Consider the following 12,632-nt stretch of genomic DNA (forward strand, 5'->3'; position numbering starts at 1 on the left):
AGTGTGCAGGTCAGAGCCGCCCTCCTGCTGTCCCGAAGGACGTATCGTCATGGCCGCCACCCCGGAAAAGCCCGCCTCCGCCACCGCCCGTCGCAAGACCGGGCGGCACCGTGGCGAAGGCCAGTGGGCCGTGGGCCACTTCACGCCCCTCAATGGCAACGAGCAGTTCAAGAAGGACGACGACGGTCTCAACGTACGGACACGTATTGAGACGATCTACTCCAAGGCCGGCTTCGACTCGATCGACCCCAACGACCTGCGCGGCCGGATGCGCTGGTGGGGGCTCTACACCCAGCGCAAGCCCGGGATCGACGGCGGCAAGACGGCGATCCTGGAGCCGGAGGAGCTGGACGACGAGTACTTCATGCTGCGGGTCCGCATCGACGGTGGCCGGCTGACCACCGAGCAGCTGCGGGTCATCGGGGAGATCTCGCAGGAGTTCGCGCGCGGCACCGCGGACATCACGGACCGGCAGAACGTCCAGTACCACTGGATCCGGATCGAGGACGTGCCCGAGATCTGGAACCGGCTGGAAGCCGTGGGGCTGTCCACGACCGAGGCGTGCGGCGACACCCCGCGCGTCATCCTCGGCTCCCCCGTCGCCGGGATCGCCGAGGACGAGATCATCGACGGCACCCCCGCCATCGACGAGATCCAGCGCAGGATCATCGGCAACAAGGACTTCTCCAACCTGCCCCGCAAGTTCAAGTCGGCGATCTCCGGCTCCCCGCTGCTCGACGTGGCGCACGAGATCAACGACATCGCGTTCGTCGGGGTGGAGCACCCCGAGCACGGCCCCGGCTTCGACCTGTGGGTCGGCGGCGGGCTGTCCACCAACCCCAAGCTCGGTGTGCGGCTGGGCGCGTGGGTCCCGCTGGACGAGGTCCCGGAGGTGTACGAGGGCGTCATCTCCATCTTCCGCGACTACGGCTACCGCCGGCTGCGCAACCGCGCCCGTCTGAAGTTCCTGGTCGCGGACTGGGGTCCGGAGAAGTTCCGTACGGTGCTGGAGGACGAGTACCTGAAGCGCCCGCTCCTGGACGGCCCGGCCCCCGCGCAGCCCGTCCAGCAGTGGCGCGACCACGTGGGCGTGCACCGGCAGAAGGACGGCCGGTACTACATCGGCTTCGCCCCGCGTGTCGGCCGGGTCGACGGCGCCACGCTCACCAAGATCGCCGAGGTGGCGGAGGCGCACGGCTCCGGCCGGCTGCGCACCACCGCCGAGCAGAAGATGCTCGTCCTGGACGTCGAGGAGGCGCAGGTCGAGTCGCTGGTGGCGGGGCTGGAGTCGCTGGACCTCCAGGTCAAGCCGTCCCCGTTCCGGCGCGGCACCATGGCCTGCACCGGTATCGAGTTCTGCAAGCTGGCCATCGTGGAGACCAAGGCGCGCGGCGCGTCGCTGATCGACGAACTGGAGCGCCGCATCCCCGACTTCGACGAGCCGATCACCATCAACATCAACGGCTGCCCCAACGCCTGCGCCCGCATCCAGGTGGCGGACATCGGCCTCAAGGGCCAGCTCATGCTCGACGACGAGGGCAACCAGGTGGAGGGCTACCAGGTCCACCTGGGCGGCGCGCTCGGCCTGGAGGCCGGCTTCGGCCGCAAGGTGCGCGGACTGAAGGTCACCGCCGCCGAACTGCCCGACTACGTCGAGCGGGTCCTCACGCGCTTCCAGGAGCAGCGCGAGGACGGCGAGCGCTTCGCCACCTGGACGGCCCGCGCCTCCGAGGAGGCGCTGTCATGAGTGAGCGTGCGGCACCGTTCCACTGCCCCTACTGCGGTGACGAGGACCTGCGCCCCGGTGAGCAGGGGCACGGAGCCTGGGAGTGCGGGGCGTGCAACCGGGCCTTCCAGCTCAAGTTCCTCGGGCTGCTGGCCCGGGGGCTCCGGCGCAACGACGGTGGAGGGGAAGCGATATGACCGCGGTCCAGAGCACGGAAGAACTGAAGGCGCTCGCCGAGCGGGCGGGCCGGGACCTCGAAGAGGCGTCGGCGCTGGAGATCCTGACGTGGGCCGCCGACACCTTCGGCCCGCGGTTCTGCGTCACCTCCTCCATGGAGGACGCGGTCGTCGCCCACCTCTCCTCGCGGGTCATGCCCGGCGTGGACGTCGTCTTCCTCGACACCGGCTACCACTTCCCCGAGACCATCGGCACCCGTGACGCGGTGGACGCGGTGATGGACGTCAACGTCATCACGCTCACCCCGCGGCAGACGGTGGCCGAGCAGGACGCCGAGTACGGGCCGAAGCTGCACGACCGCGACCCCGACCTGTGCTGCGCGCTGCGCAAGGTCAAGCCCCTGGAGGAGGGCCTGACCCGGTACGCCGCCTGGGCGACCGGGCTGCGCCGCGACGAGTCCCCGACCCGGGCGAACACCCCGGTGGTCGGCTGGGACGAGAAGCGCCGCAAGGTGAAGGTCTCGCCGATCGCCCGCTGGACGCAGGACGACGTCGACGCGTACGTCGCCGAGCACGGCGTGCTGACCAACCCGCTGCTGATGGACGGCTACGCCTCCGTCGGCTGCGCGCCCTGCACGCGCCGGGTGCTGGAGGGCGAGGACGCGCGGGCCGGACGCTGGGCGGGCCGGACGAAGACCGAGTGCGGGCTGCACGGCTGATGACGACTGTGGGAGAAGAGAACGTGACTGGGGCCACCATCTGGCTCACCGGGCTGCCGAGCGCCGGAAAGACCACCATCGCCTACGAGCTGGCGGACCGGCTGCGCGCCGGGGGCCGCCGGGTAGAGGTGCTCGACGGCGACGAGATCCGCGAGTTCCTGTCGGCGGGCCTCGGGTTCAGCCGCGAGGACCGGCACACCAACGTGCAGCGGATCGGCTTCGTCGCCGAGCTGCTGGCGTCCAACGGCGTGCACGTCCTGGTGCCGGTCATCGCCCCGTACGCGGACAGCCGTGAGGCCGTGCGCAAGCGCCACCAGCGGGAGGGCACCCCGTACGTGGAGGTGCACGTCGCCACTCCGGTGGAGGTGTGCTCCGTACGCGACGTGAAGGGGCTGTACGCCAAGCAGGCCGCGGGCGAGATCAGCGGCCTGACCGGTGTGGACGACCCGTACGAGGAGCCGGAGGACCCGGACCTGCGGATCGAGTCCCAGAACCAGACCGTGCAGGAGTCCGCCGCGGCGGTCCACGCCTTGCTCACCCAGAAGGGACTGGCATGACGACCACCGTCACCGACATCCACGACACCGACAGCCCGTTCGCGCTGTCGCACCTGGACTCCCTGGAGTCCGAGGCGGTGCACATCTTCCGTGAGGTGGCGGGCGAGTTCGAGCGGCCGGTGATCCTGTTCTCCGGCGGCAAGGACTCGATCGTCATGCTGCACCTGGCGCTGAAGGCCTTCGCGCCCGCCGCGGTCCCCTTCTCGCTGCTGCACGTCGACACCGGGCACAACTTCCCCGAGGTCATCGAGTACCGCGACCGTACGGTCGAGAAGTACGGTCTGCGGCTGCACGTCGCCTCCGTGCAGGACTACATCGACCGCGGGGTCCTCAAGGAGCGCCCGGACGGCACCCGCAACCCGTTGCAGACCGTGCCGCTGACCGAGGCCATCCAGGAGCACCGTTTCGACGCCGTGTTCGGCGGCGGGCGGCGCGACGAGGAGAAGGCCCGGGCCAAGGAGCGGGTGTTCTCGCTGCGGGACGAGTTCTCCCAGTGGGACCCGCGGCGGCAGCGGCCCGAGCTGTGGCAGCTTTACAACGGCCGGCACGCGCCCGGCGAGCACGTGCGGGTCTTCCCGCTGTCCAACTGGACCGAGCTCGACGTGTGGCAGTACATCGAGCGCGAGGGCATCGAGCTGCCGCAGATCTACTTCGCGCACGAGCGTGAGGTGTTCTCCCGCAACGGCATGTGGCTGACGGCCGGCGAGTGGGGCGGGCCGAAGGACACCGAGCCGGTGGAGAAGCGGCTGATCCGCTACCGCACGGTCGGTGACATGTCCTGCACCGGTGCCGTCGACTCCGACGCCACCACCCTGGAGGCCGTGATCGCCGAGATCGCCGCGTCCCGGCTCACCGAGCGGGGCGCCACCCGCGCCGACGACAAGCTGTCCGAGGCCGCGATGGAAGACCGCAAGCGCGAAGGGTATTTCTAGAGATGAGCACCACGAGCGAGCAGCTCGCCGACCTCTCGGCCACCACCCTGCTGCGTTTCGCGACCGCCGGTTCCGTCGACGACGGCAAGTCCACCCTGGTGGGCCGGCTCCTGCACGACTCCAAGTCGGTGCTGGCCGACCAGCTGGAGGCCGTCGAGGCCGCGTCCCTGAGCCGCGGCCAGGACGCCCCGGACCTGGCGCTGCTGACGGACGGTCTGCGGGCCGAGCGGGAACAGGGCATCACCATCGACGTCGCCTACCGCTACTTCGCCACGCCGCGCCGCCGGTTCATCCTGGCCGACACGCCCGGCCATGTGCAGTACACCCGCAACATGGTGACCGGCGCCTCGACCGCGGAGCTGGCCGTGGTGCTGGTCGACGCCCGCAACGGGGTCGTCGAGCAGACCCGCCGGCACGCCGCGGTGGCCGCGCTGCTGCGCGTCCCGCACGTGGTGCTCGCCGTGAACAAGATGGACCTGGTGGACTACGCGGAGCCGGTGTTCGCGTCGATCGCCGAGGAGTTCACCACGTACGCCTCCGAGCTGGGCGTCCCGGAGATCACCGCGATCCCCATCTCGGCGCTGGCCGGCGACAACGTGGTGGAGCCGTCCGCGAACATGGACTGGTACGGCGGCCCGACGGTCCTGGAGCACCTGGAGACCGTCCCGGTCAGCCATGACCTGACCGCCTGCCACGCCCGCTTCCCGGTGCAGTACGTGATCCGTCCGCAGACCGCCGAGCACCCCGACTACCGGGGGTACGCCGGCCAGATCGCGGCCGGTGCCTTCCGGGTCGGCGAGCAGGTCACGGTGCTGCCGTCCGGGCGCACCAGCACCATCACGGCGATCGACGCGCTCGGGGAGAGCGTCGACATCGCGTGGGCCCCGCAGTCGGTGACGATCCGGCTCGCCGACGACATCGACATCTCGCGCGGCGACCTGATCGCCCCGGCCGGTGACGCCCCGGCGACCACGCAGGACGTCGTGGCGACCGTGTGCCACGTGGCGGACCAGCCGCTGGCCGTCGGGCAGCGGGTGCTGCTGAAGCACACCACCCGTACGGTCAAGGCGATCGTCAAGGACATCCCGTCCAGGCTGACGCTGGACGACCTGTCCCAGCACCCGGCGCCCGGGCGGCTGGTCGCCAATGACATCGGCCGGGTCGTGGTCCGCACCGCCGAGCCGCTGGCGCTGGACGCGTACGCCGACTCCCGCCGTACCGGCTCGTTCCTCCTGATCGACCCGGCCGACGGCACCACGCTCGCGGCCGGCATGGCGGGCGACGCGTTCGCCTCCGACGCCGGGCCCGCCGCCGCCGAGCAGGACGACGAGGGCTGGGACTTCTGACGATGACCGATGTCTACGCGACCTTCGCGAAGGAGGGCGGCCGGGTCGGCAGCGGCGCCCTCGGCGCGGGGACCGGGGGTGTGGCGCGATGTGCCGGCTGACGCCCGCGCACCCGGCGTGCGCCTCCACCCGGCGGTACCCGTTCCACGCGCACCACAGACGACGATTCCGAAGACCCTGAACCGAGGGGAAACACCTCCGTGCCTGCCTCCCGTACCACCTTGCGCCGCTCCCTCGCCGCCGCCGCGGCCCTGCCGCTGCTGATCGGCGCGCTGGCCTCCTGCGGCTACGGCTCCAAGGCCACGAACGACGAGAAGAAGGTGGCGGCCGAGGGCGAGAAGCTCTCCGCCGGCCAGGTGAGGCTGGGGTACTTCCCCAATCTCACCCACGCCACCGCCCTGGTGGGCGACCAGGAAGGCATCATCCAGAAGGAACTGGGCGGCACCGAGCTGAAGGTGTCGACCTTCAACGCCGGCCCGTCCGAGATCGAGGCGCTCAACGCCGACTCGATCGACATCGGCTTCATCGGCCCCTCCCCCGCCATCAACGGCTACGTCAAGTCCAAGGGGAAGAACCTGCGGATCGTCGGCGGCTCCGCCTCCGGTGGCGTGAAGCTGGTCGTGAACCCGGACAGGATCAAGACCCTGGACGACCTCAAGGGCAAGAGGATCGCCACCCCGCAGCACGGCAACACCCAGGACGTCGCGTTCCTCAACTGGATCAAGGAGCGCGGCTGGAAGGTCGACGCCCAGAGCGGCAAGGGTGACGTCTCGGTGGTCCGCACCGAGAACAAGGTCGCCCCGGACGCCTACAAGTCCGGTTCCATCGACGGGGCATGGGCCCCCGAGCCGACCGCGTCGAAGCTGGTCAGCGAGGGCGCCAAGGTGCTCCTGGACGAGTCGACCCTGTGGCCGGACAACAAGTTCGTGATCACGAACATCCTCGTGTCGCAGAAGTTCCTGAAGGAGCACCCGGACGTCGTCGAGGCGGTGCTGCGCGGTTCGGTGAAGACCAACGCCTGGATCAACGCCAACCCGGAGAAGGCGAAGGACTCGGCCAACGCCAAGCTGAAGGCGCTGACCGGAAAGGCGCTGGGTGACAAGGTCATCGACCCGGCGTGGCCGTCGATCCGGTTCACCGACGACCCGCTGGCCGCGACGCTCCAGGCGCAGGCAGACCACGCCGTGGCCGCCGGCCTCCTGGAGGAGCCGGACCTGAAGGGCATCTACGACCTGGCGCCGCTCAACAAGGTCCTCAAGGCCGAGGGCAAGCCCGCGGTCGCCGACGCCGGTCTCGGCGTCAAGTAGCCCTCCCAGCAGCCCCGTTCCGTTCCCGTTCCCAGGAGGTGACGACCATGGCCACGACCTTCGCCAAGGCCGAGGACCGCGTCGCGGTGAGCCACGCGGCCCGGATCGAGCACGTCTCGAAGTCCTACCCCGGACCGACCGGACAGCAGCTCGTGCTCGACGACATCACGCTCGATGTCGCCCCCGGCGAGTTCGTCACCCTCCTGGGGGCCTCGGGGTGCGGCAAGTCCACGCTCCTCAATCTGGTCGCGGGGCTCGACCGGCCGACCGCGGGGTCCATCGAGACCCCCGGCGGCCGGCCGTCCCTGATGTTCCAGGAGCACGCCCTGTTCCCGTGGCTGACGGCGGGCAAGAACATCGAGCTGGCGCTGCGGCTGCGCGGCGTGCCCAAGACCGAGCGGCGCGGCGAGGCGGAGCGGCTGCTGGAGCTGGTCCGGCTCGGCGGCGCGTACGGCAAGCGGGTGCACGAGCTGTCCGGCGGCATGCGCCAGCGGGTGGCCCTGGCGCGGGCGCTGGCCCAGGACAGCGACCTGCTGCTGATGGACGAGCCGTTCGCGGCGCTGGACGCGATCACCCGTGACGTGCTGCACGACGAGCTGACGCGCATCTGGCGCGAGACGCGGCTGTCGGTGCTGTTCGTCACCCACAACGTGCGCGAGGCCGTGCGGCTGGCCGAGCGCGTGGTCCTGCTGTCCTCGCGGCCGGGGCGGATCGCCCGCGAGTGGCGCATCGACATCCCTCAGCCGCGCCGCATCGAGGACGCCGCGGTGGCGGAGCTGTCCCTCGAGATCACCGAAGAACTGCGTGGGGAGATCCGCCGTCATGGCCAGCACTGATACCGCGACCGGAGTCACCAAGACGGACGACCTGGCCGGTCTGGAGGCGGGTCTCGACGCGCTCGACGCGGTGCAGGTGCGCCGCACCCCGGTGCGCGAGGTCCTGGTCCGGAAGGTCCTGCCGCCGCTGGTCGCCGTCGCCCTGGTGCTGGCGGTGTGGCAGGTGCTGGTCTGGGCGAAGGTCACCGACGAGTACAAGCTCCCGCCGCCGGCCGCCGTGTGGGACAGCCTGTCCACCATGTGGCTGGAGGGCACGCTGCTGGACGTGCTGTGGACCAGTGTGTCCCGCGCGCTGCTCGGGTTCGTGATGGCGCTGGCCATCGGCACGCCGCTGGGTCTGCTGGTGGCCCGGGTGAAGTTCGTGCGGGCGGCGATCGGCCCGATCCTCTCCGGTCTCCAGTCGCTGCCGTCGGTGGCCTGGGTGGCGCCCGCCGTGCTGTGGCTGGGTCTCAACGACTCGATGATGTACGCGGTGATCCTGCTGGGCGCCGTGCCCTCGATCGCCAACGGGCTGGTGGCCGGCGTGGACCAGGTGCCGCCGCTGTTCCTCCGGGCCGGCCGTACGCTGGGCGCGACCGGGCTGCGGGGGGCCTGGCACGTCGTGATGCCGGCCGCGCTGCCAGGGTACCTGGCGGGCCTGAAGCAGGGGTGGGCCTTCTCGTGGCGCTCCCTGATGGCCGCCGAGATCATCGCCTCGTCGCCCGACCTGGGCCTGGGGCTCGGCCAGTTGCTGGAGAACGGCCGCAACAACATCGACATGCCCGGCATCTTCCTGGCGATCCTGCTGATCCTGATCGTCGGTATCGCCGTCGACCTGCTGGTCTTCAGCCCCCTGGAGCGGGCGGTGCTGCGCCGCCGCGGTCTCCTCGTCAAGAGCTGAGCGTCCCGTCATGAACCGTTCCGCCCTCCCGTCGCCCCCCACCGCCCTGGTGAGGAAGCGCGTGGCGCCCGTCCTGCTCGTGGTCGCCCACGGCAGCCGCGACCCGCGGCACGCCGCGACCGTGCACGCCCTGGTGCGGCGCGCGGGCTGCTTGCGGCCCGGCGTCCGGGTGGAGACGGCGTTCCTGGACTTCACCGTCCCCTCGGTGACGGGCGTCCTGGAGCGGCTGGCGGCGGAGGGCGTGCGTGACGTGGTGGCCCTGCCGCTGCTGCTGACCCGTGCCTTCCACGCCAAGGCGGACATCCCGGCCGTCCTGCGGGAGGCACCTCCGTCGCTGCGGATCCGGCAGGCGCCGGTCCTCGGCCCCTCGCCGCTGCTGATCGCGGCGCTGGAGCGGCGGCTGTACGAGGCGGGTCTGACGCCCGCCGACAAGGGCTCGACCGGGGTCGTCCTGGCCTCGGCGGGCTCCACCGACCCGGAGGCGATCGCAGTGATCGCTGAAATGGCGCGGGAGCTGCGGCACACCGGTTGGTGCGCCGTGCGGCCTGCGTTCGCCTCCGCATCCCTTCCCCGCACCGAGGACGCGGTGCGCGCCCTCCGGGAGGGCGGGGCGCGCCGGGTGGCGGTCGCGCCGTACGTGATCGCTCCCGGCCGGCTGCCGGACCGCATCGCGGCCGGTGCCGCCGGCGCGGACGTCCTCGCGGACGTGCTGGGCCCGTCGCCGGAGCTGGCGCGGCTGTTGCTGGAGCGGTACGACGAGGCGGGTGTCGCCCTGTCGGCGGCGGCCTGAGGCGTCCGCCCCGCGCCCGCTCAGTCGCGGGTCAGCTCCACCAGCTTGACGACTGTGTTCCAGTTGCGGGTGGTGGTGGTGACGCCCTTGAGCAGGGCGGGCCGGGCGAGTGCCTCGGCGAGCTTGGAGCGGCCCAGCCCCTCGGGGGCGTACAGGTACAGGGCCCGGTCGCCGAGCCGGAACTCCTCGGGGAGGAACGCCGCGTGGTCCAGGCCCGCGAACCGGTCGGCGGTGACGGGGCCGGAGAAGTAGGTGACGTGGAGCTGCCTGCCCTCCAGCTCGGCGGCGGGAAAGGGGCACTCCTCGGCGACGGCGCGCAGATAGGGGCCGCCGCGGACCAGGCAGTCGACGGTGAAGCCGAAGTGCTCCTCGAGCGCCGCCCCGAGTTCGGCGGCCAGGGTGTCCTCGTCGGCGCCGGACGCGCTGGTGAAGGCCGCGTTGCCGCTCTGGAGGTAGGTGGTGACGTCGGTGTGTCCCAGTCCGGCCAGCAGGGTGCGCAGCTCGGCCATGGGGACCTTCTTGTGGCCGCTGACATTGATCCCGCGCAGCAGGGCGGCGTACCTCGTCGTCATGGTGACAGGATAGGCGGCCGCCGTGCCCCGGGGGGGAGGGCACGGCGGCCGCCGGTCGGGTTGCCGGGGGCGGTTACTCCACTATCTTGAGCAGCTTGTTCGCGGTGCCCTGGGTGGCGTTGGAGATCTTGTCGGGCGTGGCGCCGTCGGTGAGGGCCTTGGCGACCTGCTCCGGGGTGGCGTCCTTGTGGCCCGCCAGGTAGACGGCGGCGGCGCCGACCACGTGGGGCGTCGCCATGGACGTGCCGGAGATGGTCTTGGTGCCCTCGTCGCTGTCGTTCCACGCCGAGGTGATGTCGGAGCCGGGGGCGTAGATGTCGACGACCGAGCCGAAGTTGGAGAAGTCGGACTGCTGGTCGTCCTTGGTGGAGGAGGCCACGGTGATGGCCTCCGGGACGCGTGCCGGGGAGCCCTGTCCGGCGTCGGCCGACTCGTTGCCGGCGGCGACACCGAAGGTGACGCCGGAGGCGATGGCCTTGCTGACGGCCTCGTCGAGGGCCGGGTCGGCGCCGCCGCCCAGGCTCATGTTGGCGACGGACGGGCCCTGGTGGTTCTTGGTGACCCAGTCGATGCCCGCGACGACCTGCTCGGTGGTGCCGGAGCCGTTGTCGTCGAGCACGCGGACGGCGACGATCTTCGCCTTCTTGGCGATGCCGTGCGAGGCGCCCGCGATGGTGCCGGCGACGTGGGTGCCGTGGCCGTTGCCGTCGTTGGCGTCGTTGTCGTTGTCGACGGCGTCGAACCCGGAGACGGCACGGCCCTCGAAGTCCTTGTGCCCGATACGTACGCCGGTGTCGATGACGTACGCGGTCACGCCCTCACCCGCGCCGTCGGGGTAGGTGTACTTGCTGTCGCCGGCGGTGTCGGCCTGGTCGACGCGGTCGAGACCCCAGGACGGCGGGTTCTCCTGGGTGGCGTTGACGCTGAACTTCTTGTTCTGGACGACCTTGGCGACGGCCGGGTCGGCCGCGAGGCGCTTGGCCTCGGTCTGGGTGAGGCCGCTGGCCGAGAAGCCGTTGACGGCCGAGCTGTAGCTGCGCTTGAGCGTGCCGCCGTACTCCTGGGCCAGCTTCGCCTTGTCCGCCTTCTCGTCCAGCAGCACGATGTAGCTGCCGGAGACGGCGCCTTCGGCGCCGAGGCCGTAGACGGTTCCCTCGGCGGGAGCGGGGGCGGCGGTGGTGCCCGCGTGGGCCGTGCCGAAGGCGGTGAGGCCGACGACGACGGCGGTGGCGGCGGCGATCCTGACTCCACGGGCGCGCTTGAGAGTTGCCATGAAGAGCGGACTCCTCGTCATCAAATTGTGTGGGGGGTTGGCCTCCGGACGGGAAGTCTTCCGGGGGCTGTTCGAAACCCTGGTCGATTGATGAGCGCAGATCAAGGCCTTCACATAGTCATGACTTACTCAACAAACTTCCTTAATAACAAATCACCCAGGCGGGAAGGATCACGGCAACCCGGCGTGGCACGACCCAAATGGCCATGCCCCGTGACGTTCCGCGGCGCGGGGAACCGGAGGGGTGAGGGGCGCCCTACCGCCTGGTCCGGTTCCCGGCCTGGAGCTCCGCCTCGATGAGATCGGCGGCCCGCCGCGCACCGCCCTCGGCCGCCATGCCCCGCCTGATCTCCTCGGCGCGCCGGGCCACTTCGGGGTCGTCCACGAGGTCCAGGACGGCCGCCCGCAGGGCGTCGGCGGTGGCGTCGGCCATGGGGAGGTGGCGGGCGACGCCGAGGGAGGCCAGCGTGTCGGCGTTGCCGAACTGGTCGACGGCCTGCGGGACGGCGACCATCGGCGTCCCGGTGGCGAGCCCCTCCTGGCTGCCGCCGGCGCCCGCGTGCGTGACGAACGCGTCGGCCTGCCGGAGCACCGAGAGCTGCGGCACCCAGGGGTGGACCTCGATGTTGCCAGGCAGCGCGCCCAGTTCGGCGGGGTCGACGTGCGCGCCGATCTGGAGCACGACGTGCCAGCCGGGCAGGCCCCCGAACGCCTGGACGCAACGGCGGTAGAACTCGGGCTGTTTGGTGAAGGCGGAGCCCAGCGAGACGAGCAGCACCTTCCCGGCGCCGGCCGGCCGCCGCCACTCCCCCTGCTCGGCGCGGGCGCCCTGGCAGGCACCGACGAAGGTGAAGACCGACTCGTCGACGCGGTCGGCATGGGGCTGGAGGACCCTGGGGATGAGGACGAGAGCCTTGCGGGGGCGGGCGACCAGCCGGTCGGGGTGGGTGTCGACGCCGTTCGCGGTCAGCCACTCCGTGAAGCGCGCGTAGTACGCCTTGCCGCGCTCGGACGCCTTGAGGCCGGCGAACATCGGCTCGGCGACCTCCTCCTCGTACCCCTCCCAGGGAACGAGGTTGGGCCACAGGGAGACGGCGGGGACGCCCCAGCGGTGGGCGAGGACGGGCGCCGGGTAGGCCGTGATGTCGTGGAGGACGAGGTCGGGCTCGTCGCCCTCGAACGCCCCGGCGAGCTGGGGCAGTGCCTGGACGGCGTCGTCCAGGAACGGTTCGAGGTTGTCGATCAGCTCCGTCCCCCATGCCTCCGGGTCCTCGTCGGTGGGCAGCGTGGAGGTGTAGACGACGGGCTTCGCGCCGGTGGCGGCGACCTGGTCCGCGAAGGAGGCGGGGATCGCGTAGCTGACGCGGTGGCCACGGGCGACCAGTTCACGGATCACTTCGAGACTCGGGTAGACGTGCCCGTGGGCGGCTATGGAGAACATGGCGATGTGGGCACGCTCGGTGGAGGTCATACCGGCGAGCATATGCGAGACGAGACGTCTCGTCCAGTCAAAAGGGA

12 protein-coding genes and 1 pseudogene are annotated in these 12,632 nt (G+C 71.2%); 10 read left to right on the forward strand and 3 right to left on the reverse strand.

What is annotated here, in order from left to right:
- The first annotated feature begins 49 nt into the window (after nt 1–49).
- From ACF068_RS12805 to ACF068_RS12850, 10 genes are all read left to right on the forward strand, one after another.
- Nucleotides 50–1,747, forward strand: a complete 1,698-nt coding sequence (locus tag ACF068_RS12805; RefSeq protein ID WP_392274227.1) for a nitrite/sulfite reductase — start codon at nt 50–52, stop codon at nt 1,745–1,747.
- Nucleotides 1,744–1,923: a hypothetical protein gene (locus tag ACF068_RS12810; RefSeq protein ID WP_079136917.1), complete on the forward strand. Its 180-nt coding sequence runs from the start codon at nt 1,744–1,746 to the stop codon at nt 1,921–1,923. Before ACF068_RS12805 ends, ACF068_RS12810 begins: the two co-directional genes overlap by 4 nt.
- On the forward strand, nt 1,920–2,621 hold the full coding sequence (locus ACF068_RS12815; protein ID WP_392274228.1) for a phosphoadenylyl-sulfate reductase: 702 nt from the start codon (nt 1,920–1,922) through the stop codon (nt 2,619–2,621). Before ACF068_RS12810 ends, ACF068_RS12815 begins: the two co-directional genes overlap by 4 nt.
- Entirely contained in the window at nt 2,621–3,178 is a 558-nt protein-coding gene (cysC, locus tag ACF068_RS12820; protein WP_392274229.1) for an adenylyl-sulfate kinase, read from the forward strand. The genes ACF068_RS12815 and cysC overlap by 1 nt, the downstream gene beginning before the upstream one ends.
- A complete protein-coding gene (gene cysD, locus ACF068_RS12825; protein ID WP_392274230.1) occupies nt 3,175–4,110 on the forward strand; it encodes a sulfate adenylyltransferase subunit CysD in 936 nt (311 codons plus the stop codon). The genes cysC and cysD overlap by 4 nt, the downstream gene beginning before the upstream one ends.
- A gap of 2 nt (nt 4,111–4,112) precedes the next feature.
- Nucleotides 4,113–5,456: a sulfate adenylyltransferase subunit 1 gene (locus tag ACF068_RS12830; protein ID WP_392274231.1), complete on the forward strand. Its 1,344-nt coding sequence runs from the start codon at nt 4,113–4,115 to the stop codon at nt 5,454–5,456.
- Between the two features lie 200 nt (nt 5,457–5,656).
- Nucleotides 5,657–6,763, forward strand: a complete 1,107-nt coding sequence (locus ACF068_RS12835) for an aliphatic sulfonate ABC transporter substrate-binding protein (RefSeq protein ID WP_392274232.1) — start codon at nt 5,657–5,659, stop codon at nt 6,761–6,763.
- A gap of 47 nt (nt 6,764–6,810) precedes the next feature.
- Nucleotides 6,811–7,599 carry an ABC transporter ATP-binding protein gene (locus tag ACF068_RS12840; protein ID WP_392274233.1) on the forward strand — a complete coding sequence of 263 codons (789 nt, stop codon included), beginning with the start codon at nt 6,811–6,813 and terminating at the stop codon, nt 7,597–7,599.
- Complete coding sequence (locus ACF068_RS12845; RefSeq protein ID WP_392274234.1) at nt 7,586–8,479, forward strand: ABC transporter permease; 894 nt, start codon at nt 7,586–7,588, stop codon at nt 8,477–8,479. The genes ACF068_RS12840 and ACF068_RS12845 overlap by 14 nt, the downstream gene beginning before the upstream one ends.
- Before the next feature lie 10 nt (nt 8,480–8,489).
- Nucleotides 8,490–9,269 (forward strand): sirohydrochlorin chelatase, encoded by a 780-nt coding sequence (locus ACF068_RS12850; RefSeq protein ID WP_392274235.1) that lies wholly within the window; start codon nt 8,490–8,492, stop codon nt 9,267–9,269.
- 20 nt (nt 9,270–9,289) lie between these two features.
- Here the strand turns inward: ACF068_RS12850 and ACF068_RS12855 are convergent, their stop codons facing one another.
- The 3 genes and pseudogenes from ACF068_RS12855 to mgt all read right to left on the reverse strand — a co-directional run bounded on the left by ACF068_RS12855 (nt 9,290) and on the right by mgt (nt 12,622).
- Entirely contained in the window at nt 9,290–9,841 is a 552-nt protein-coding gene (locus ACF068_RS12855) for a DUF1697 domain-containing protein (RefSeq protein ID WP_392274236.1), read from the reverse strand.
- A 73-nt stretch (nt 9,842–9,914) separates the two neighbouring features.
- Nucleotides 9,915–11,114, reverse strand: coding sequence for a S8 family peptidase (locus ACF068_RS12860; protein WP_392274237.1), 1,200 nt, complete (start codon nt 11,112–11,114; stop codon nt 9,915–9,917).
- 256 nt (nt 11,115–11,370) lie between these two features.
- Nucleotides 11,371–12,622, reverse strand: a pseudogene (gene mgt / locus ACF068_RS12865) (macrolide-inactivating glycosyltransferase).
- Nucleotides 12,623–12,632 lie beyond the last annotated feature (10 nt).

It is taken from the genome of Streptomyces sp. NPDC016309 (assembly GCF_043077235.1).
Taxonomy (GTDB): Bacteria; Actinomycetota; Actinomycetes; order Streptomycetales; family Streptomycetaceae; genus Streptomyces.

Bases quoted from the DNA above. Each gene is read 5' to 3' on its own strand.
- ACF068_RS12805 (WP_392274227.1), top strand. From the start codon at position 50: ATGGCCGCCACCCCGGAAAAGCCCGCCTCCGCCACCGCCCGTCGCAAG.
- ACF068_RS12810 (WP_079136917.1), top strand. From the start codon at position 1,744: ATGAGTGAGCGTGCGGCACCGTTCCACTGCCCCTACTGCGGTGACGAG.
- ACF068_RS12815 (WP_392274228.1), top strand. From the start codon at position 1,920: ATGACCGCGGTCCAGAGCACGGAAGAACTGAAGGCGCTCGCCGAGCGG.
- cysC (WP_392274229.1), top strand. From the start codon at position 2,621: ATGACGACTGTGGGAGAAGAGAACGTGACTGGGGCCACCATCTGGCTC.
- cysD (WP_392274230.1), top strand. From the start codon at position 3,175: ATGACGACCACCGTCACCGACATCCACGACACCGACAGCCCGTTCGCG.
- ACF068_RS12830 (WP_392274231.1), top strand. From the start codon at position 4,113: ATGAGCACCACGAGCGAGCAGCTCGCCGACCTCTCGGCCACCACCCTG.
- ACF068_RS12840 (WP_392274233.1), top strand. From the start codon at position 6,811: ATGGCCACGACCTTCGCCAAGGCCGAGGACCGCGTCGCGGTGAGCCAC.
- ACF068_RS12845 (WP_392274234.1), top strand. From the start codon at position 7,586: ATGGCCAGCACTGATACCGCGACCGGAGTCACCAAGACGGACGACCTG.
- ACF068_RS12850 (WP_392274235.1), top strand. From the start codon at position 8,490: ATGAACCGTTCCGCCCTCCCGTCGCCCCCCACCGCCCTGGTGAGGAAG.
- ACF068_RS12855 (WP_392274236.1), bottom strand. From the start codon at position 9,841: ATGACGACGAGGTACGCCGCCCTGCTGCGCGGGATCAATGTCAGCGGC.
- ACF068_RS12860 (WP_392274237.1), bottom strand. From the start codon at position 11,114: ATGGCAACTCTCAAGCGCGCCCGTGGAGTCAGGATCGCCGCCGCCACC.